This window comes from Alteromonas sp. V450 (assembly GCF_001885075.1).
Lineage (GTDB): Bacteria > Pseudomonadota > Gammaproteobacteria > Enterobacterales > Alteromonadaceae > Alteromonas.
The window spans coordinates 2,067,853-2,087,366 of record NZ_MODU01000004.1; the positions used below are offsets into that span (position 1 = coordinate 2,067,853).

The window sequence follows — 19,514 nt, forward strand, 5'->3', positions numbered from 1 at the left end:
ATATCGAAACGCGCTAACTAACGCTTTCTATGCGCCAACTTATAAGGTATTGCCTAGCGGTTATATGGAGTGTCATTGTTTTTGCAGTGCCATCGCATGCGCTCGCGCTCCAGTCACCAGCAGAGTTTCAGCAATCTCCTCAGTCGCTGATTAGTGGCTTAAAAAATCGTATTATCGACAATGATCCTTCGGTCGATCAAACCATCTCAGATTTGGACGCTTATTTTGCTAAATATCCCGACGATAACAATGCCGCACGTTTTTTAAATATTAAGTCTTACTATTTTATTTTTCGACAAGATTATGTGTTGGCTTACGCATTCCTGCTCGAAGCCAGAGAAGCGGCAAACGCAAGCAACAACAAACTCGAACTTGCCGAGTCATTCCGATTAGAAGGGATGATTTTAGATTTATCGGGCGAGCACGCTAGTGCGATTGAGGCATTAGATCGCGCGTTAAACCTCTATGCGGAAGAAGGAAGTGATCGCGTGTTGTTAGTTTATAGCACGATGGGAAATTTATATATGTCGCTTCGAAACTACGAAAAAATGCTTGATTTTGGCAATCAATATTTAGTTACTGCGCAGCGTTTGAAAAGCCAAAAGGATGAAGGAGCCGCTTACTTCGTAAAGGGGTACGCACAAAAGGCAATGGGTAATTTTCAAGACGCCAAAATTAGCTTGCTGTTGGCTGAGAATATACTAAGTAAAATTGATTATCCTTTCATCGGCAATATCCACAACGCAGTAGCCGAGCTTCATGTGGTTGAAGGGAATTTAAACGAAGCATTGAAAAGGCTAGATTTAGCCGCAGAAGCAGATAGAAAAATTGGCTTTAAGTACAACCAAGGCTCGTATTTATTGCTGCTGGTTGATATTTACAAACAGCGTGGAGATATCGACTTAGCTATTAGTGAACTAAAAGCAAATCTCAACAAAGATGTCATTCAAAATGACAAAACTGTGCTACTTGATGTATTGGAACAGCTTATTTTCCTATCAGAAGAGTCAGGTAATTTGCGTGCGGCGCTAGACTACTCTAAACAGTATAAAGATGCCTATAAACAAAGTTTCAACGAGCAGCAATCACAACTACTTGCATTAAATCGTGTTCGTCTAGCAGTGTCTGAAAAAGAGGAGACAATAAAGCTGCTAGAAAAAGATAATCAGTTGAAAGAGCAAAGAAACCTTACCCAGCAAAAACAAAATACACTTCAAACCTACTTTATTATCGGCGTAATTTGCTCATTAGGTTTGGTTATCACTCTACTTATGAGAACGCGACAGCAGCGAAAAGTACTTGACCATTTAACCCAGGATTTACAAAAAGCAACCAAGGCGAAGTCTGACTTTCTAGCCCGCATGAGTCACGAAATACGCACGCCATTGAATGCCATAATAGGCCTTACTAAATTATCGCAGCGCGCGGCAGAAAATCTAGAACAGCAAACTAACCTTCGACAAATTGAAGGAGCTTCGCAGACCCTACTCAGAATAATCAATGACTTGTTAGACTTTTCAAAGATTGAAGCGGGTAAACTCGATATTGAATCTACACCTTTCAATTTAGACTCGCTGGTGAATCAGACTATACGTCTACATTTAGCGCAAGCCGATGAAAAGCATATAGAACTTATTCAGCATATTTCAAGAGATGTGCCGTTAAACTTGCTAGGCGACCCGCTTAGGATCCAGCAAGTGCTTAGCAACTTAGTAAGCAACGCATTGAAATTTACAGAAGATGGCTTGATTGCGGTCAGTATAAAGAGCGACCGTATCGACGACAAAGTTCAATTGAAATTTGAGGTAAAAGATACCGGGATAGGATTGAGTCAAACGCAGCAGTCAAAACTGTTCAACCCTTTTAATCAAGGCGATGAGTCAATTTCAAGACGCTACGGCGGAACCGGCTTAGGGCTTGCTATATGCAAGCAATTAACTGCGCTAATGGGGGGAAATATTTGGGTAGAAAGCCAAATAGGTAAAGGCGCTAGCTTTTTCTTTACTGTACTGGTGGAACAGGATCCTGCCTGTAAACTTGTGTCTCCATCAAAACAGTTATCGTCATTGAGAGTGCTTGTAGCAGATGACATAAGCGATTCTCGAGACGCAATTTGTGAAGCGTTATCTTATGCAAACATTCAAGCTGATGTAGCCATAGGGGGTGAAGACGCCGTTACTAAAATACGTGCAGCTAGCGCACAAAACGAGCAATACGATTTGCTTATTTTAGACTGGAATATGCCAGATATAGATGGTTTAGAAGTAGCAGCAATCACCCATCAAGTGATTCATAAAAGGCCACCCAAAATCATCGTTCTGTATTCTTCTGAATCACAAGGCATGCGTGAACAAGGACTTCAATTAGGCATAAACAGTTTTATTAAAAAGCCTTTTGGAACAAGTGAGCTAATTGATAAATTACAAGAAGTGAGCTTGAACATTAATCAAAAATCTGTTGCGAAAGACAGTACAAAAATTCCAAATCTATCGGGCATAAAAATACTTTACGCAGAAGATAATACGTTGAATCAAAAAGTGACGCTGGGGTTGCTTAAAGACACTCACGCTTCAGTAACCGTTGTGAATAATGGTCAAGAAGCCCTTGCAGCACTGGAAAAAGACAACGCCTTCGACCTAGTGTTGATGGATATTCAAATGCCGATCATGGACGGCCTTACTGCGGCAGAAACAATTCGAGATAAATTAAAACTCTCGTTACCTATAATAGCAATGACCGCCCATGCCATGCAGCAAGACATTGAGAAAAGCTTAGCTGCGGGTATGTGCGGCCACATCAATAAGCCAATTGAACCTCACCTCTTTTATGAAGTGATTCAAAACGCATTACAAGAAGAATCTTCAAAAGTGCCTGGCATTGCATTACCCCACTCACCACCTAATGGTTCTCAACCCTTCCTCACTCTAGATGAAAAAACACTTGGTACAATAGATAAAAATCAAGCTATGATTCAATTTGTCAATGACGAAGCACTCTATGCACAAGTAATAAGTGACTTCATGGATTTACGGTGCGAATTAGACAAGTTGCGCGATGCCATCGAGAAAAAGGACTATACGTCAATTATGCGTATTTCTCACATGTACACGACGGCACTCAGGTACATTGGGGCATATGCGTTGGCAGAACTTGCAAGTGCTATAGAATTGGCTATTCAAAATGATACCGATGTTAGCGCTCAGCACTTCCACAAACATTTAGAACTATTTCATGCTGTTCTAGTAACGATTTACAATAAAATTTCCGAACATAAGTAACCAACGTTTCGGCATTAGCTCGCCACTACTAGTTATGTCCCCCTCTTTGTTACAAGCGTCGTTTAGTCTAAACGAAACTTAAAGTCTTAAACTTTGTTATCCGTTAACGAGAGTCTCTGAGTAACAAATTTTTATTTTCTTTGCGACACCTCAGAAAGTTGTTTTGGCAGAATTATTTCAAATTCAGTGCCCGGTAGAAGCTTTATTGTTGGCGCGTGTGGTGCAAACGCTATTCCTATTTTTTGTCCGCTTCCCTGCTCTCGTTCTCCTAACAGTAGGGTAATAGTGCCTTCTAATAGTTCTTCGTTTCGCGAGAGAATAACGTTGTCACCAATATTAAACAGGTGTTGTTGTCCTCGCTCCAACTGTAAGTGGAGTAAATTTGATGGTTGATTATATTTTACAAACCCTAATGTTTGACCTTGCTCAACACCGTCAAAATTCGCATTTACTCCGTAAAACAAGCCTGCTCCTTCGGCTTTAACAAGCGTTTCTAAATTAGTGTTCTGGTTAAATAGTCGAAACAATACGTCTCCTTGTTCTACTCTTTCCCCGTCACTAACTTCTTGGCTTGCAGTCTTTGCATTTATGTTTGCAATTACAGGAATATAATTTTCACCACTTACCTTTCCTTTTATTCCGCTAAAATCAGTCAGGATTAGCAGTAGCAATATGAGAATTAATGCTACGGGTAAAATAATTATTCCTAGGCGAAGCGTTCGTTCCTTGAACCAGCTTCGCTGATGTTTATCGAAATCATTTATCATGACTTATACTTATCGCTCCAAAGAAAACTCGCCATTGCGCACCATTTCATCCACCTCAAACTCATCAACCGTGAAATCGCGCATGCATTCCATACAGTAATACTCTAAATCGCTGAGATCTTTCTCGTGTCTATAAATTTCAAAATTTTCGTTATCTATATTCATTACAATCTCCCAAACCATTTGTTTTGACTTTCTAGGCCGACATTAGATGACCTTGCAGTAAGCATTTGGCAATTGCCTGTTGCCGATTAACACTGCCCGTTTTTTGAATACAGTTAGCAAGGTGAAAGTTTACTGTACGTTCTGATATGTTAAGAATTTTGCTGATTTCCCAAGATGTCTTTCCCTCTGAAGCCCAACTAATACATTCCATTTCGCGTTTTGTAATACTTGCAACTTCGTTTGCGTAGACTCGACAATGTGCCTCGTAAACGTACGGTACAATGATCGACCAAAACCACCCCAACTTCTCCAATCGCTCGCTGTTTCCACCAAATAGCTGTTCATCTAGTGCAAAGATTAAAAAGCCATGCTCAGTGCCAATACTGGAGTACGGCACAAGTAATAAGCCCGCAAAGTTCGGGTCGTTTGATACTCCCTCAAGGTCTTGTTTAGGAATACATTGTGGTACTACGTTTGCCCTGCTTATTCTGCGAAGCTCTATGCTATTTTTTAGCCAATACGAGAAAGCTTCCGGCACTTGCCCTTGCATAGTCACCATGGATTGCGAAGGCGTTTCAATTCTGTAATTAACCATTCCAGCCCAGAGAAACGAATCAGTATTCCCTATCACATTTATAAATCGATTGAACTCTGCTTGTGTTTGAATGTGCTTTAAACGGTTTACAAAAAATTCAATTGTTTTCATTTCTATATCCTTAACGATTGCAGAGTTGAGGTAACAAAATACAAACCGTGTGCGTTGGGCGCTCTACCGGCGGCTTTGGTTTTGCCACCGGCGCTTTCTTTTTCTCCGCTAACGCTGGCGAGCTTAGTAATGACAATGATAAAAGAGCAGATACGACTATTACGCTTGTTGCTAGCTTCTTTTTGTTACCTGTTTGAACATTTGAACTTTTCATTTTTTAATCCTTACTTATTACAGAGTTGAGGTAGCAATATACAAACCGTGTGCGTTGGGCGTTCTACCGGCGGCTTAGGTTTTGCCACCGGCGCTTTCTTTTTGTCTGCTAATGCTGGCGAGCTTAGCAATGACAATGAAAAAAGAGCAGACACGACTATTGCGCTTGTTGTTAGCTTCTTCTTATTACCCACTTCAACATTTGAATTTTTCATTTTTAATCCTTACTTATTACAGAGTTGAGGAAGCAATATGCAAACGGTATGTTTCGGACGCATAACCGGTGGCTTAGGCTTTGTTATAGGAACTTTCTTAGTTTCTTTTTTCTCACTTGCGTGAGCTGGAACGCTCGCTGTGGACGTTGCGACTAAAACTAAAGCGATAGCCATTACAAAATTTAATAACTTGTTGGTGTTGTGTGCGTTCGTACTTTTCATGTTTCTCTCCCGTGTTGTTGATGAATCCAAGTTAGGAAAAGTTTGCGAGAACTAAAAGAACCAACGCGGCACTTTTTTGTAATACTTGTGTGTTGATTGTGAAATCATACGTTGGTTACACATGGTTTCACTTTGGTCACAAATTAAAAACTATTAAATCAACAACTTAACTTAAAACCTTATGAGGTTACTTTTGCAAGAATTAAAGAAAGAAGAGCGAATGAACCTATTTTTTTATTTGGACAAAAGTAAAAAACGTGTTTTTTGATGCGCTAGTCATACCATTGCACATAAATAACTTCTCACTTAGCGCGGCTGAAGATATTGATATTCGCAGCGTGTTAACGCAGGTAGAGCGGTTCTATATCAGTAGGATGCAACAAAGAGCACGGACACGCTTAGCATGCTCTCGAGACCTGGCACGTTTCCTAGTTTTATTATGGGAATTTGAAAGGGAGCGCCAATTCTGCATTATCACGTGTTGCCAACAAACCTACCGGCGCTTTAAAGGTAGGCGACATCGTTTTGCACTGGTATTCGGTATTTTGGAACCGATATGGCGCTATTGACAATTAAAGGTAGACCAACGTGGTAATCAGAAAGAAATAACTAACGTGCTAGGTCAAGCAAGGTAACTTGAGTCTCAGGGAATTTTCGGCCTTTCAATAGCGCTCGTTGCCCACTGGGGTCGATGTCAAAGTCAGTGCTAAATTGAGAACCGTCAAAACTCGAAACGAGTTTTTGCCCATCAATCAAATCAAGATTAGCGAACGAAATAGATTTGCCATTAAACTCGCTCCAAAACAACCTGTCGTTACGCACAAACCATAGTGTTTCGGAATCAAGCGGGACAGCTTGGTTTAGGGGGGAAATGTTGTTAAAGCCCGGGTCACTGGTGTAGAACTCCCCTAGCTCTGTAATTAAAACGAAGCCTTCCGAGTATTCTCTGACCGATTTGAATCCTCCAGCAACCGTTTTTCGCTCGCCCGTATTGGCATTGTAGCGTTTAATTGACCAACCATTTCGAGTTTTCGCTCCATAAAACACAATGCCCGTTTGTGATGACAACATACCGTCAAAAAGTAAGGTTTGACGATCCGGTTCTATGTAAGTTATCGCATTCGTTTTTACGTCTAACAGAGCAAGTAAACCGTCTAAGGCAATTAACACTTCCCTAGCATCGCGAGCTACATCGAATAACTTGAGTTCTAGCGATGTTTTGAGAATTTCGTTCTCTGTCTGATTGGTATGCTTTTTCACGGTTAAACGATAGGTATCGTCTTTCTTTCTTAGGTACAGTTTGTCATTTGCATCACCAAAAAATAAGACTTGCTCCAAGGTTTCATCGTTATGCGCAACAATATTTTGTGTCGAAAGGTTAAAATCTTCGCTGTCTACTTCAAGAAATAGGCTGCCGGCATTCGTTTGAATTAGAGTCACTAAATCACCTGAACGCAGCACGTCGAACGAGCGCATGCGCTTTCTGTCATTCAGCTTAACTAACTCTTTTTTTCCCGTGCCAAAGTCAATAACGTTAATACTGTACTCATCCAAAAGCAGGAGGGCCTCGTCGTCTAACCACTTCATTTCAAAAATGTGTTTATCGTGGTAGTAACGATTAACTATTTTTTGGTTTTCCATGTTATAGACCGTGATCCGCTGCTCCTGGGAATAATTTAGCGCGGTAATTACTGCCAAATACGCCCCGTCATCAGACAACTCGGCTTTATAGTCATGGGCGTTCTCGCTAAAGTCAGTAATGAGTTCACTAACTTTGGCAGTGGCATAATCGTAAAAATAGGTTTGGCTGGACTGTGTTTTATCTTCCATGCCATTAAACACAATGCCTGTACCATCAGGCATGATAGAAAGGTCAGAAAGTATGTAGAAATTGTCAACCAATATTTCGGGCTCGCTTGAACTGGTCACAGGCGAAATAGCTAGTTGCTTAAGCCTTGAATTACCAGGCGTCATATCAATATAGACGAGTTGCTCTTGGTTAGCGGAGAAAGCAACACGTACCACGTTACGTTCATCAAATGTCAGTTGCGTTATAGCTTCTGTTGATAGCTCTTTTACAAAAAGTTGAAACCCTTGATAGCTTACAACTTTTCCTGCAAAGGCAAGCAAAGTCTCATCTTTACTCAACGCTACGTGAGATTTCTCCCCTGGGTAATCAATAATATTTGTTGGCGCTTTCGCTATGTCGAAGATGGGCGGTCTACTATCGGCGTTATGCCACAATATGTAGGAAAGAAGCACTGCCGAAATAAGCGTTGCGCTAAGAATGGCAACATATTGCTTTCTATTCCAATTGCCTTTTCCAACCTTCAAGTGCGAGGCGGACTGACGTATAGGTGGCGGCGTCTGCTCATAAAGAATAGACAGTTCGCAATCTAAAATGTAGCCGCGTTTGTGAGCAGACTTAACGTATTGCTCTATCTCTGTATCAAGCGATAAGATTGAACGCAACTTGCTTACAGACCGACGAACAGCTGCGTCGCTTACAATTCGACCTTCCCAAACATTGTCGTGAAGCTCTTGTATTGACACGTAGTGATTATGATTGGCGCAGAGATAGACGAGTACATCAAAAACCTTTGGCTCTAGGCTGATTTCCTCGCCTCTAAGAGTAAGCATTCTCGGACCGAGATACAGAACGAATGCACCTACTTGATAGCCGGAGACAGGCGATTTAACTTCGACCATACTTTGCGGTTCGGAATTCATTAATTAAGACCCGATCTTCTTAATATTGTAGTCGTTTTACAGTCGACAATAGAAAGTATGATTTCCGACCTGCAATTGACACCTTGTCCTAATAAAAAAACTACCACTATAGTATCGAAAGTCAACGTATTATTTGGGAATCTCCTTCTACTTTAGGATAAGAAATCATGTATTTCGATTACTCAAATCGCAATGCATCTATTGGATTTAAAGCACTAGCCTTGAGCGCGGGCGCAATGCCAAAAATAATGCCGATGAAAGTTGTAAAGCCAAACGACAATAGAATAGCCCAAAACGGTACGGCAACATCACCGAATGACGGCACCAAAAGGCTCGCAAATAGTGCACATGCATAACCCAAAGCAACCCCTACTACCCCCCCTAGCAAAGACAGAAGTACTGCTTCTGTAATAAATTGAGACAAAATGTAGTTCGGTGTTGCACCTAATGCCTTTTGTATTCCAATTTCTCTCGTGCGTTCGGTTACTGACACCAGCATAATATTCATAATCCCTATGCCCCCTACCAAAAGACTTACACCCACGACGCAGCCTGCTACCAATGTGACCGAATTGATGATGTTATCAAATTGCGCCTTTGTTTTTTCAGCTGTTGTAAACTCAAAGTTATTTGGCGCGCCGTCCGCTAGGTTATAACGCTGTCTCAAAAGGCGAGTCATTTTTTGTTTAATAACGGCGAGGTCACTGCCTTTTTCGGGGTTAAATTTTATCTCAATATTCGACGTAGCGTTTTCGCCAAAAAGTGACTTCGCAGTGGAGAATGGCGTAACAACATAATTATCTTGATCGAAACCAAATAGGCTTCCTCGCTTCTCCGCAACACCAATCACTTTAAACCAGTCGCCACCAAGGCTGATAAACTTTCCGATGGGTTCATCTTGGATCTGAAGTTGCCGTGCCACGCTAGCACCAATAAACGCAACTCTTCGTCGCCTTTTGTCATCGCTTGGGCTGATAAATCGGCCTGCTTGTGGATATACATTGATCACATTTTGATAGCTACTTTCAGTGCCTATTATTTGAGTGACTGTGCTAAATTGCCCGATAGACACGCTACGATTCAAACTAAAAGGTGTTGTTGACACGGTCATATCTTTAACACCTGAAACCTTCCCTTTAAGTAACGTATAGTCGTTATAAGACAACTTATTGGTCACACCTAGCATAGTATCGTTTGTATTAGTAAACGGTTTAAGCGTCACCATGTCGCTACCTAAATCTGCTAGCTCGCCTTTAATAGATGCGCTTGTTCCCTCCAAAATAGCAATTATTGCTATTACTGCTGCCACACCCACGGCAATACCTATCGTCGTTAGTCCACTGCGTAACCCATGCGAATGTATTGCTTTAACTGCCGCGCTGGATGTTTCAAATAAAAGCTTCATTGGATTAAGCATACTGTTTTTGCTCCTGATAATAGTCGTCTATCAGTAGACCGTCTTTGAGTTTCAAAACGCGTTTACACTGTGCCGAAATCTCATCTTCATGAGTAACAAGCAATAACGTATGGCCTTCTCTGTGAAGCTCGTGAAAAAGCTGCATTATTTCTGCCGTTGTTTCACTGTCTAAATTCCCGGTAGGTTCGTCACCAAGTAAAATAGCGGGCTCTGTTACCAATGCCCTGGCGATAGCGATACGTTGCCTCTGGCCACCAGAAAGTTGGTTTGGCAAATGGCATCGTTTATCTGCCAATCCTACCTTTTCTAAAAAATGATAGGCTTTCTCTAACCTTTTTCTTCTAGCAACCCCCTGATAAACAAGCGGCAGCTGTATGTTGTCAAGAACACTTATTTTCGGTAAAAGATTAAAACTTTGAAAAATAAAGCCTATGGCTTTATTGCGCACCTGAGAAAGGGCTATTTCGTCGCAATCATTTGTATCTATACCATTTAAGGAATAAGTACCCGTAGAGGGTTCGTCCAGGCAGCCTAGCACATTTAGTAATGTAGATTTACCTGATCCGGAGTGCCCTGTAATTGCAACATACTCATTTTTTTTGATGGTAAGGTTCGTCGATTTCAACGCATGAAATTCTTGTTCGCCAACGACGTATCGTTTGGAAACGTCAGTCAGTTTTATGACATCTTCGTTCATGACTGATACCCATCGGCAGTTGCTGATTGTCCATCTTGGAGTTGCGCTGCTAGTCGGCTTGGCCCGATTACAACGGTTTCGCCCGCTTCTAATCCCTTGCTGATCACTTGATGGGTGTCATTTGAAAGCCCGGTTTCAACTGCACGTTTCGTAACTTTTCCATGCGCCAAAACCCATACATAAGCACCATTCTCACTTTGGTGGATGGCAGATATTGGTACCGTCTGCTGCAGATTGCTTTCGGTGACGACTATTTCAGCTCTGCAGCTCATACCAGGAAATAACCGTTTTTTCTGATTAGGGAGCAAGACTTTTACTTGGAAAGAAAGGCCGTTCCCCTCTCCTAATTTTCGCGCTGACGTACCAATGGCAGATATTTCTCCTACTATTGCTTGGCTTGGCTCTGAAGCGGAATAAATTAACGTTTGTTGGCCCAGCTTAACGTTGCCTATATCAGCTTCATCTACACGGAGTTCTGCAAGGATCATACTTGGGTCGCCCAAGGTCATGAGATCGGAACCAATGATATTCGTCGTGCCAGCGATGACAGTTTCGCCTACTTTAATATCCACCGACGCGAGCATCCCGTCCATTGGTGCACGTATCGTCGTTTTGTTTAACTGATCTTTTGCTTGTTGAAGGTTAGCTTTACTTTGTACCAATCGCTCTTTTGCCGTATCAAGCTCAGTTTCTTTAATACTTAACTGACTGCGCAAACTGTAAACGGCATCTTCTTTAATTAGCCCCTTTTGTAACAGTTTTTCGTGGCTACCTAGCTGCCTTGCAAGCTCGTTTCTTTGCTTAACAACCAGTTCGATTTCCATTTTCTGAACATTTAAGGCTGCTTCTTGATTGCGCACTACCGCCTCAAAAGACACAGGATCAAGTTTTAGTAAAACCTGCCCTTTTTTCACATACTGCCCTTCTAAAACCGGCACATCAATAACGCGGCCGGTCAACTCTGAACGGATATTAACTTGCGTATTGAATATTAGGTTTCCTGACGCGAGGACACTGTCTTGAAGTGTTTGCTTGCCTACTTCGGCAACATCAAGCTTAACCTCAATATGTTCGCGCTTTACATATGTCCACCCTATTAGACACCCAACGCAGATTAATATTAAAACTACATTTATCACCTTTTTCATAATCGTCACCTGTTCTTATCCAAATTTATCTTTTCGTTGCCTAGATGCTTAGGCCCCAAATAGCGAAGAAAAGAAGATAAGGAACACTGACAATCAACACTGAGCGACGCATTGTTTTCCCCAATAGCGCATGCAGGCCGTATGCTCCAATAAGTATGCTCCATAGATAAAACACATTGATAGACTCAGCAAACGTGTAATAAGCGTGCCCTGGCTGTAAACCTACAAATAGCTGATTTACTGATGCAAAGTTAAGCAAAGATATGGGCTGCTCTGGGTGACCTGTGGACAATAAGATAAACAAAAAGGCCAACAGATTAATTGCTATGGGAAGTTGCATTTTAACGCTTAACGCAAACCACTCCTTGAACCTTAGGCTTTGTTCTCTGCGACCGATAAACATAAAGTAAGCGCTTGTTACAAGCACACTTATTACTAGCATAACAGTGCTAATTATTGCGCTAATCATGCCGGTATAGCCGGCACTTTCTAGCATATATGTCGCTATTTGCTGGCGTTCGCCATCAGTTAAATCTGTCATTTGCAGCATCTGTTGTTCAACAATCCACTCTGGGGTCATATCTGCAAAGAAAGTGGTGTTTGCTAAAAAAACTAGCCCGATAATAGTCAGCAAGCTTAACCAGGTAGCAGACTTAAGTTTTTCTGTATTCGCAAAACTGGTGCTAGGTGCGATGTAAACATTGAGTAAGTTAATAGATTGAGAAATAGCCATGATAAGCTCCTATTAGTCCACAAGCGTTGAAGTAAGGTAGTGTAAGCAAACATCTTCCAGAAAATTTTCTTGAGACTGAAATCCACATTCAGCGGCTCTTCTGGATAAACTGGTATTAATATTTCCATACCGCTCTTGATACCAACTCAACGCTCGCTCTATCGTCGCTACATCATCTGTGTTGGAGTATTCAAGTCCTAGCTCAGTGGCTGCGTGCAACTTCTTATTAGTTTCTTCCCGTACTGCGGTGAACAAACCGCGTTCTTTTAAGGCAAGTACCATAAAATGATCAAATTTATCCGCCCCAATTTGGCTTATGGCCGGGATATACGACTCAATTTTAGCGAGTTCTAGACACTCGTCTCGACCTACTTCTCGCTCAACCATCCAGTCTTTCAATTGCTCTGGTGAATCTAAATTGCGTCTTTTTCTGAATGCGTCCAAGGCTTCGCGAGGCTCAATAACGTCGAAAGATTTAAGCTTTATTTCCTGTTCAACAAGCATCATTGTTAGCGCTTGTTGTACGACTAGTGACTCACGCGGATTAGTCATGCGGTAATGATCGACGACTTTTTGATTATCAATAGATGACCCATTTACACCTTTCGTGCCGCTGCACTGACGCATCGTTTGTTCCCAAAACTTGGTGCTTTCAAGGTCAAATGACGGCACAAAAGGAGCAATACCCTCTTGCTTAACTTTCGCCACGTACTTTAAGAGCTCAATCGCATCATCACGCTTTTGGTTGGGCTTAACCTCATTGATAAACGCAATGAGCCCGGCCAAACGCTTCGCGTCTAGACCCCTTTCCTTCGCGTCATCGATTAACGACGTCCAGCTGCGATGATGATAGAAGCGACGTTTTTGCAGCGCGACCAATGCGTTGGCTTCTTCAACGGTCACTATTCCAAGGGAAACCGCTGTCTCCATGCCAAAGCGAATATTCACCATTGCATCAGATTGATTAAAATATCCATCCTCAGCAGAGGCGTGTAGCACAGTTACTTCGTCATCGTCTTCAATTTTTCCAGATGTGTAGTGATGGTAGATCTTTCCAATACCTTGCATACCATATACATCCAGTTCGGCTGCTCGCAGTGCGCCCATACTTGAACTTCCAAACACAGGGACCCCCTCAGACAACGCATAGAGTATTTCCTTATGCCACACTGCTGGAGTATGCTCGAAGTAACCATCAATGATACAAATAGCACTGGGCTGCGTGTTGAGCACACGAATAATATCTCCCATCTTTGCTGGCGGATAAAAGTCTGCATCAATGAGTTTTTTAGCATCACTGAGTGCCAAGCTTGGACCTATGAATATAGCGATCGACATTATGCTGCTCCTTGTGAGATGGTTGCAACGCGTGAGCCAGGTCGAATATCACTAGACGTCAGCGACTCGAGCCCAGGCACAATGACCTTTACAACGGGAATTCCAAATTTCTGTTTGGTTAAGTCAACAACAGCCACCGTGTCGAAACCAAACTGTTCTAATTGCGCCAGTAATATTTTTAAATCGCCTTCAAAACTTTCCGTTGCGGCAGTTTTGTGTCGATTGAGGGATAAGCGGGGTGTTAATGCGCGTAGCATTGCTAACGCATCTTTATTCGCTTGTTTGCTGCCTGACTCGGTATAGTCGCTCTGAAACTGATCGTCTCGACTTCCTGAAATCAAAGTTAAACGGCTCTGAATTGCCTCGTTAATTGCCCTAGACAAGCCGATTTCCGCGCTCAAATGTGTTCCACTGCCCGAACAAGACGGTACGGGTCTAAAATCCAGAGAATCGGCATCTTCCATGACGATAGCTTGATATGAAGGTATACCGAGATCACTCGTTATATCCCATGCAAACACCTGCAACCCAGACGCGCGAATGCTAGCAATCGTTTTCTTTAAGTAGGTATTTTCAATTTCATCCAAATTGACCAGCGTTTTCATTTGATTGTCGTGGGATTGCGCCTCCCACAGTGCACATGCGTCACGCTCAATAACCTCATAAAGCCCGTGTAGCGTAGCCTCTATATGTTGATTACCTGACGCCAGCCCATTGCTAGTCATCGCAAAAATGGTCTGATAATGCGGTTGTTGAACAAAGTTCACCGTTACTGTGTCATAAGGCACCCATATATCTTCACCCGACTTAAGATCTGTGCCTTTTGCCCAATGAATGGGCCGAGTAGGAGAAAACTGCGCATTCTTTTTCATGGGTAATTTATAAACGTCGACAGTACGCTCCAGTCTTTTCATTTCATTATATGACTCGAACTTCATAGGACACTCAACGCGCTCTCCATGCCATGTTTCAATCGATTCCATCATCGCTGAAACTTTTGCCGTAATTGCGCTATCGCCCTTTCCTTGTGACGTTGCCAACGTACGAGAGTTGGGCCTTACTGCCACGTAAACGGGTAAACCGATAGTATCTAAGCCGGTGACATTCGCTAAACGCGTAATACCGAACTCTTTCATGTACCTGCCATAATCCGCTAACGTCTCCTCCGGCGCTCTAGACCGATGGGTTCCTGCGAAAAATTGCTTTTTAGTAACACTATTGATATTTATTACTGACATGTTTTTCCCCTTTTACGCTGCGGCATGCCAGGCGAATACACCGCCCGATAAACTGTAAGCATCTTTGAACCCATGCGCTTTTAGCAATTGTGCAGCTTGTTTTGAACGCAGCCCTGACTGGCAGTAAAAAACAATGGCACCGTCAATGTTCAGCAAGCTATCTAATTGCTCATTCACTTCGCTTAATGGCAGCCAATAGTCGTCATCAATATGCAAATATTGACGCTCTTGCTTTGAACGAACGTCAACTAGCGTCACTTTTTTATTGGCTTGCAGTAAGGCGGCTTGTTTAACAGTTAACTCAATATCTTCATCACTTTTGCTTAAACTGCAGGTTTGCTCTTGTTCAGACTGAGCGCTGAACCATTGTTCAAGGTCTTCGTTATTACACGCGTTACAGTCTTCTTCTCGATGAAATTCAAAGCTATCAAAGGACATCTCTAGCGCGTTGAAAGTAAGCATCTTTCCTTTAAGGATTTTTCCAGTACCAAGCAATATTTTGATAACCTCAGTTGCCTGTAGTAACCCGATGACGCCTGGCAAAATACCAAGTACGCCACCTTCAGCACAGGAAGGCGCGACTTCTGCAGGTGGCGCTTCTGGGTATAAACACCGGTAGCAAGGCCCCCCCTCGAAATTAAAAACCGTAACCATGCCTTCAAAACGATAAATGGAACCAAATACACAGGGTTTATTTGCAATTACACATGCATCGTTTATCAAATAACGCGTGGCGAAATTGTCGGTACAATCGACAATCACATCATGCTCACTTACCAACTTCAGCACATTGCTTTTATCTAAACGTTCTTCGACAACATTCACAGCAATATCAGGATTTTGTGCGCGCAACTTCTTCGCTGCTACTTGCGCTTTACTTTGTCCTATCTGATCGGCACTAAACATGATTTGACGATGTAGATTGGTTAACTCGATATGGTCAAAATCTACAATGGTAAGTGTTCCAACACCGGCTGCAGCAAGATACAGTGAAATAGGACCGCCTAGCCCGCCGGCTCCTACGAGTAATACCTTGGCGCCTTTTAGCTTTTTCTGCCCCTCAACACCAACTTCCGGCAGTGAAGTTTGGCGTGCATAACGAACAAGTTCTCGATGTGTTAAGGTTGTATCGTCCATCATTGCCTTATCCTCCTGCAATAGCGGTCATTAAGGCGATTTCATCGCCTTTGGTTAGCTTTACCTGTTCGAAGTCTTTAGCAGCAATAGCTTGCGTATTAACGAACACCCTCACAAAGCTCTTTAATTGACCATCTTTACTCATGGCTTTGTTGGCAAGATTTGGATACGAGGTGGCCAAAACTAGCAAGGCATCGCTTACCGTGTCAGCCTCAACACTTAAGCTGCTTGTATTTTCAGCAAAGCGTCTAAGTCCAGTAGGTATTTTGATTAGGATTGTCATGATATTTCTCACTTGTAAGAGTTGCTATAAGGGTTAGCTTGCTGTAAGCCAATCAGGATACGGAGCACATCACTTGTTGATGTTTTTTGCATATCCATACCCGAGCCCAAACCTGAACTAATGCAATAAACACCTTCATCAAAAATGTCTTCATCACCGAATAGAAGCACTTCGTCCTCTTCATCTTCGATTATGTGCTTTACAACGTTGCGCGCCTTAATCTCATTTGCACTTTGATTATTCAGCCACTGCTCTGTTCTTTTAAGCGTAAGCTTGTTAGTGCCAAACTGGGTTTTGTTTAGCGCTAGCACATCCCCAGACAAATCCTGCTGTATCTGGCCGTTTTGCATACACAAAATGCGATTGCATAATTCAACTTCCATATCAGCGTGGCTACACATTAGTGTGGTTAAGTTTTCGTCAGCCTTTCGGCGGCGCAATACATTAACCAGTGCAGCTTGATAAGACTTATCCAGCCCTGAGCTGGGTTCATCTAAAATAAGAAGCGTTGGAAAGTGGGCCATTGCCATGAACAAATCTACCCGTTGCTTTTGCCCCTTCGACAAGTTTCCGTAAATAAGGCTAATTAATTCCTCAATGCCGAACGCGCTGTACACCATTTCACTGGTAAGTGGGTATAGCGCGTGATGCAAATCAACTAATTCTTGAACACGATAGTTTTCCGGATAAGCGATGCTCTGTAGCTGAACGCCTAAGTTTCTGCGCACGTCGAAGCGATTGTCTGCACAAGGCCACTGTTTCCCCAGCAAGCTGACATTTCCGGCTTTGCGGTGACGCAGATCCAAAATGCTTTCTATGAAAGTACTCTTTCCACTTCCATTTGCGCCGATGATAGACACCATGTCGCCTTTTTTGAGCTGAAAGTCGCCAACCGTTAGCTCAAAGGACTTGTGACCGTCTACTGCTAAATTTTCTATTTCGATGATATATTCAGGCTGCATTTCTTTCTCCTTCCAACTCGTTTAGTTGTTCAATAACTGGTGCCACTGCGTTGCTAAATTCGGGTATGCTGCGCAAGTCTTCATAAAGCCGAATAGCCGGCTGTAAGCTTGCGTCGATGTGTTTTAGTCTGTGATAGCTGAGCTTAGCCATTTGTGCTTTAACAAAAGCTGGCGCCTCTTGCCGTTGAAGGGCCATTTCCAGGTCTGCGTTGGCCTCTTCGAGATAGAAAATCTCTTCTAATCTATTTGTTTGGGTGAATGACTTGATAAGGTTGAATAATCCACGGAACATGAAATAGCCATTTGAGCCGTAATAGTGTTCTTCGTACCATTGAAAACGAGACTGTAGGATGTGAAATTCCAGTCTAGACAAGGTTTTACTTGTCGCTTTTTCTACGCCGATAGAGGTTAAAACAGTAAGCTCAATACCATTTTGTATTTCGCAGAGCGAATCACTTCTAACGTCAGACAAAAGAAACCGCCGGTACGCCTTGTCGATGATTTCTTGGTGACAAGCTACAAAGCTTATCAATACCGATTGATGATCAGAGGTAGAATTTGTTTGCTCAAGTGGCGCACGAAGGCCAACACGCTCTTCTATGTCTTCAATTTTTTCTTCCAACAAGCGCTCTATTTTTCTAACCAGATCGGTTTTTGTTCCTTGAGCGGCAACAACATTGTAGAACGCAACCACACCTGAGATACCGACCTTATTCACTAGTTGTTCTATGAGTACGGCGCCAAAAGCGTGGATAAGAAGACCGCTACCAGGCATTAATTTGTCGAAGAGAGGATCATCTTTTTCATTGTATTCCAGCAATAAGCGCCAATTTAAAAGCGCGCTGCCTTTACTGCTTTTTATTTGGGAAAGTAACGTGCCCCCAATACATTTGTTTTCAAAGTAATAGGCAATGGCTTCGTCGAGAAACAAATGGCCAGACAATACTGATGCATGAACCAGTTCATGAACTAACACTTCGAAAAGGTGAGCTTCACTTGTAGCAGAAATGCGAATATATGCTGCTTTACCTTGGCAAAAAGGGGTCATAGAACCCACATCTTGGTGAGAAATACTTATATCAACAAGCAACAAATCTGGTGGCGTAAGCCCTTCGCTTCGCAAAAAACCAAGTGCTTTTTCGACAACATCAGCATGAGCAAAACTAGGTTCATTACAGTAAAAAACTTTACCCTGGCTTCTCAATACTTGCTCACCGTTGATAATTTTTTTCAAAACATGTTCAGCGGGACCAAGCGTTAACGCAGTCCTAAGCAAGTTAAAACTCTCCTGAGGTGGATTGCCTTCAGGCAGATTTACTGCTTTTAGTAATTGCTGTACGAAACGATTCGCTGTTGATTGTATTTTCATGACCAGGGCTCGCTTAAATTTAGTGTTCTAGTTGTTCATGGCCCATTGCCATGCAATGTAAAATTATTTCGTCTACATTATCGACGTTCATCAAATCGGCGATTTGGTCGTCATAGAACCCGCCCCACGGCAGAGTAGATAAACCATTTCCAACAGCACAGAGTGAAAGGTTTTGCGTGATGTGCCCGGCTTCCAACAACGCAAAGCGATGTCCGCGAGTACCGTATTTCACCGTTACTCTAGGCATGACAGCCGATACCATAAAGACTACCGAGGCCATACCAAGACGGTTATCCATATCGTTGAGTTGGTTAAGTACTTGTTGACGCTCAACACAATCTATAACGCTTAATTCGTGTTTTAGCGGGTTGTAGTGCGTGATTAACGCGTGTGCTTCTTTTTCATCAAGTAAGATTGGATAGACTTCAACGGGATAAAGTCCACCACCGGACGCATAGGGCCGCAGCGACATTGATAATTCGGTTTGTTTATCGACAATAACGGTCTTGGTTGGCGCCATAGAAGCACCGAGTACGTTTGAAAGTAACTGCAAATCTACCTTCACGCCGTTAAATAAGCCTGCTGTACGACGATTTTGCAAGCAGTCGCCTAGGCTAGCTTTAGTGCTCATTGGCTCAGGTAGCACTATCTTTTGTGCATAAACGAAGTGTTTTGTGTTTTGTGACGTCTCTAAAATCGCACGTTGAGATGTTAAGTATTCCACAATTCTAGGCGTGTCTTTGTGCATAGTTGAAGGAAAGTACTTAGTCGACTCGTGTAGCTCTTCAATAAGCGTCATATCAGCAACTTCTATTGATAAATCGCTCAAATAATTATTGATGTTTGCGTTTTTCATTTTCGCTATTCCGTTAAGTTATCTTGTTAGCTCATAAATC

The 19,514-nt window shown here is 42.4% G+C and carries 18 protein-coding genes; 1 reads left to right on the forward strand and 17 read right to left on the reverse strand.

Annotation, left to right across the window (positions count from 1 at the left end):
* Window positions 1-29: 29 nt before the first annotated feature.
* Entirely contained in the window at window positions 30-3,278 is a 3,249-nt protein-coding gene (locus BK026_RS09060) for a response regulator (RefSeq protein WP_071815575.1), read from the forward strand.
* A 131-nt stretch (window positions 3,279-3,409) separates the two neighbouring features.
* Here BK026_RS09060 and BK026_RS09065 read toward each other — a convergent pair whose 3' ends face one another.
* From BK026_RS09065 to BK026_RS09140, 17 genes are all read right to left on the reverse strand, one after another.
* The gene (locus BK026_RS09065) at window positions 3,410-4,045 is read right to left on the reverse strand and encodes a hypothetical protein (RefSeq protein ID WP_071815576.1); all 636 of its coding nucleotides are present in this window, start codon (window positions 4,043-4,045) and stop codon (window positions 3,410-3,412) included.
* Window positions 4,046-4,054: 9 nt separating this feature from the next.
* The gene (locus BK026_RS19650; protein WP_177247899.1) at window positions 4,055-4,210 is read right to left on the reverse strand and encodes a hypothetical protein; all 156 of its coding nucleotides are present in this window, start codon (window positions 4,208-4,210) and stop codon (window positions 4,055-4,057) included.
* A 31-nt stretch (window positions 4,211-4,241) separates the two neighbouring features.
* Complete coding sequence (locus BK026_RS19910) at window positions 4,242-4,916, reverse strand: helix-turn-helix transcriptional regulator (protein ID WP_071815577.1); 675 nt, start codon at window positions 4,914-4,916, stop codon at window positions 4,242-4,244.
* A gap of 10 nt (window positions 4,917-4,926) precedes the next feature.
* Window positions 4,927-5,130, reverse strand: coding sequence for a hypothetical protein (locus BK026_RS19500; protein WP_143142108.1), 204 nt, complete (start codon window positions 5,128-5,130; stop codon window positions 4,927-4,929).
* A 10-nt stretch (window positions 5,131-5,140) separates the two neighbouring features.
* Complete coding sequence (locus BK026_RS19505) at window positions 5,141-5,344, reverse strand: hypothetical protein (protein WP_143142109.1); 204 nt, start codon at window positions 5,342-5,344, stop codon at window positions 5,141-5,143.
* An 831-nt stretch (window positions 5,345-6,175) separates the two neighbouring features.
* Entirely contained in the window at window positions 6,176-8,296 is a 2,121-nt protein-coding gene (locus tag BK026_RS09085; protein ID WP_071815580.1) for a winged helix-turn-helix domain-containing protein, read from the reverse strand.
* Between the two features lie 178 nt (window positions 8,297-8,474).
* A complete protein-coding gene (locus BK026_RS09090) occupies window positions 8,475-9,713 on the reverse strand; it encodes an ABC transporter permease (protein ID WP_071815581.1) in 1,239 nt (412 codons plus the stop codon).
* Window positions 9,706-10,410: an ABC transporter ATP-binding protein gene (locus BK026_RS09095; RefSeq protein ID WP_071815582.1), complete on the reverse strand. Its 705-nt coding sequence runs from the start codon at window positions 10,408-10,410 to the stop codon at window positions 9,706-9,708. The genes BK026_RS09090 and BK026_RS09095 overlap by 8 nt, the downstream gene beginning before the upstream one ends.
* Window positions 10,407-11,558, reverse strand: a complete 1,152-nt coding sequence (locus tag BK026_RS09100; RefSeq protein WP_071815583.1) for an efflux RND transporter periplasmic adaptor subunit — start codon at window positions 11,556-11,558, stop codon at window positions 10,407-10,409. Before BK026_RS09100 ends, BK026_RS09095 begins: the two co-directional genes overlap by 4 nt.
* A 40-nt stretch (window positions 11,559-11,598) precedes the next feature.
* Window positions 11,599-12,291, reverse strand: a complete 693-nt coding sequence (locus BK026_RS09105) for a YIP1 family protein (protein ID WP_071815584.1) — start codon at window positions 12,289-12,291, stop codon at window positions 11,599-11,601.
* 12 nt (window positions 12,292-12,303) lie between these two features.
* Window positions 12,304-13,629 (reverse strand): TfuA-like protein, encoded by a 1,326-nt coding sequence (locus BK026_RS09110; protein WP_071815585.1) that lies wholly within the window; start codon window positions 13,627-13,629, stop codon window positions 12,304-12,306.
* Window positions 13,629-14,867: a YcaO-like family protein gene (locus BK026_RS09115; protein WP_071815586.1), complete on the reverse strand. Its 1,239-nt coding sequence runs from the start codon at window positions 14,865-14,867 to the stop codon at window positions 13,629-13,631. Before BK026_RS09115 ends, BK026_RS09110 begins: the two co-directional genes overlap by 1 nt.
* A gap of 12 nt (window positions 14,868-14,879) precedes the next feature.
* Window positions 14,880-16,007, reverse strand: coding sequence for a molybdopterin-synthase adenylyltransferase MoeB (gene moeB / locus BK026_RS09120; protein WP_071815587.1), 1,128 nt, complete (start codon window positions 16,005-16,007; stop codon window positions 14,880-14,882).
* Between the two features lie 4 nt (window positions 16,008-16,011).
* Window positions 16,012-16,287, reverse strand: coding sequence for a MoaD/ThiS family protein (locus BK026_RS09125; RefSeq protein WP_071815588.1), 276 nt, complete (start codon window positions 16,285-16,287; stop codon window positions 16,012-16,014).
* A gap of 8 nt (window positions 16,288-16,295) precedes the next feature.
* Window positions 16,296-17,249 (reverse strand): ATP-binding cassette domain-containing protein, encoded by a 954-nt coding sequence (locus BK026_RS09130; protein WP_071815589.1) that lies wholly within the window; start codon window positions 17,247-17,249, stop codon window positions 16,296-16,298.
* Window positions 17,239-18,618: a hypothetical protein gene (locus tag BK026_RS09135; protein WP_071815590.1), complete on the reverse strand. Its 1,380-nt coding sequence runs from the start codon at window positions 18,616-18,618 to the stop codon at window positions 17,239-17,241. The genes BK026_RS09130 and BK026_RS09135 overlap by 11 nt, the downstream gene beginning before the upstream one ends.
* A gap of 19 nt (window positions 18,619-18,637) precedes the next feature.
* Window positions 18,638-19,474, reverse strand: coding sequence for a SagB/ThcOx family dehydrogenase (locus tag BK026_RS09140; RefSeq protein WP_071815591.1), 837 nt, complete (start codon window positions 19,472-19,474; stop codon window positions 18,638-18,640).
* Window positions 19,475-19,514: the final 40 nt, after the last annotated feature.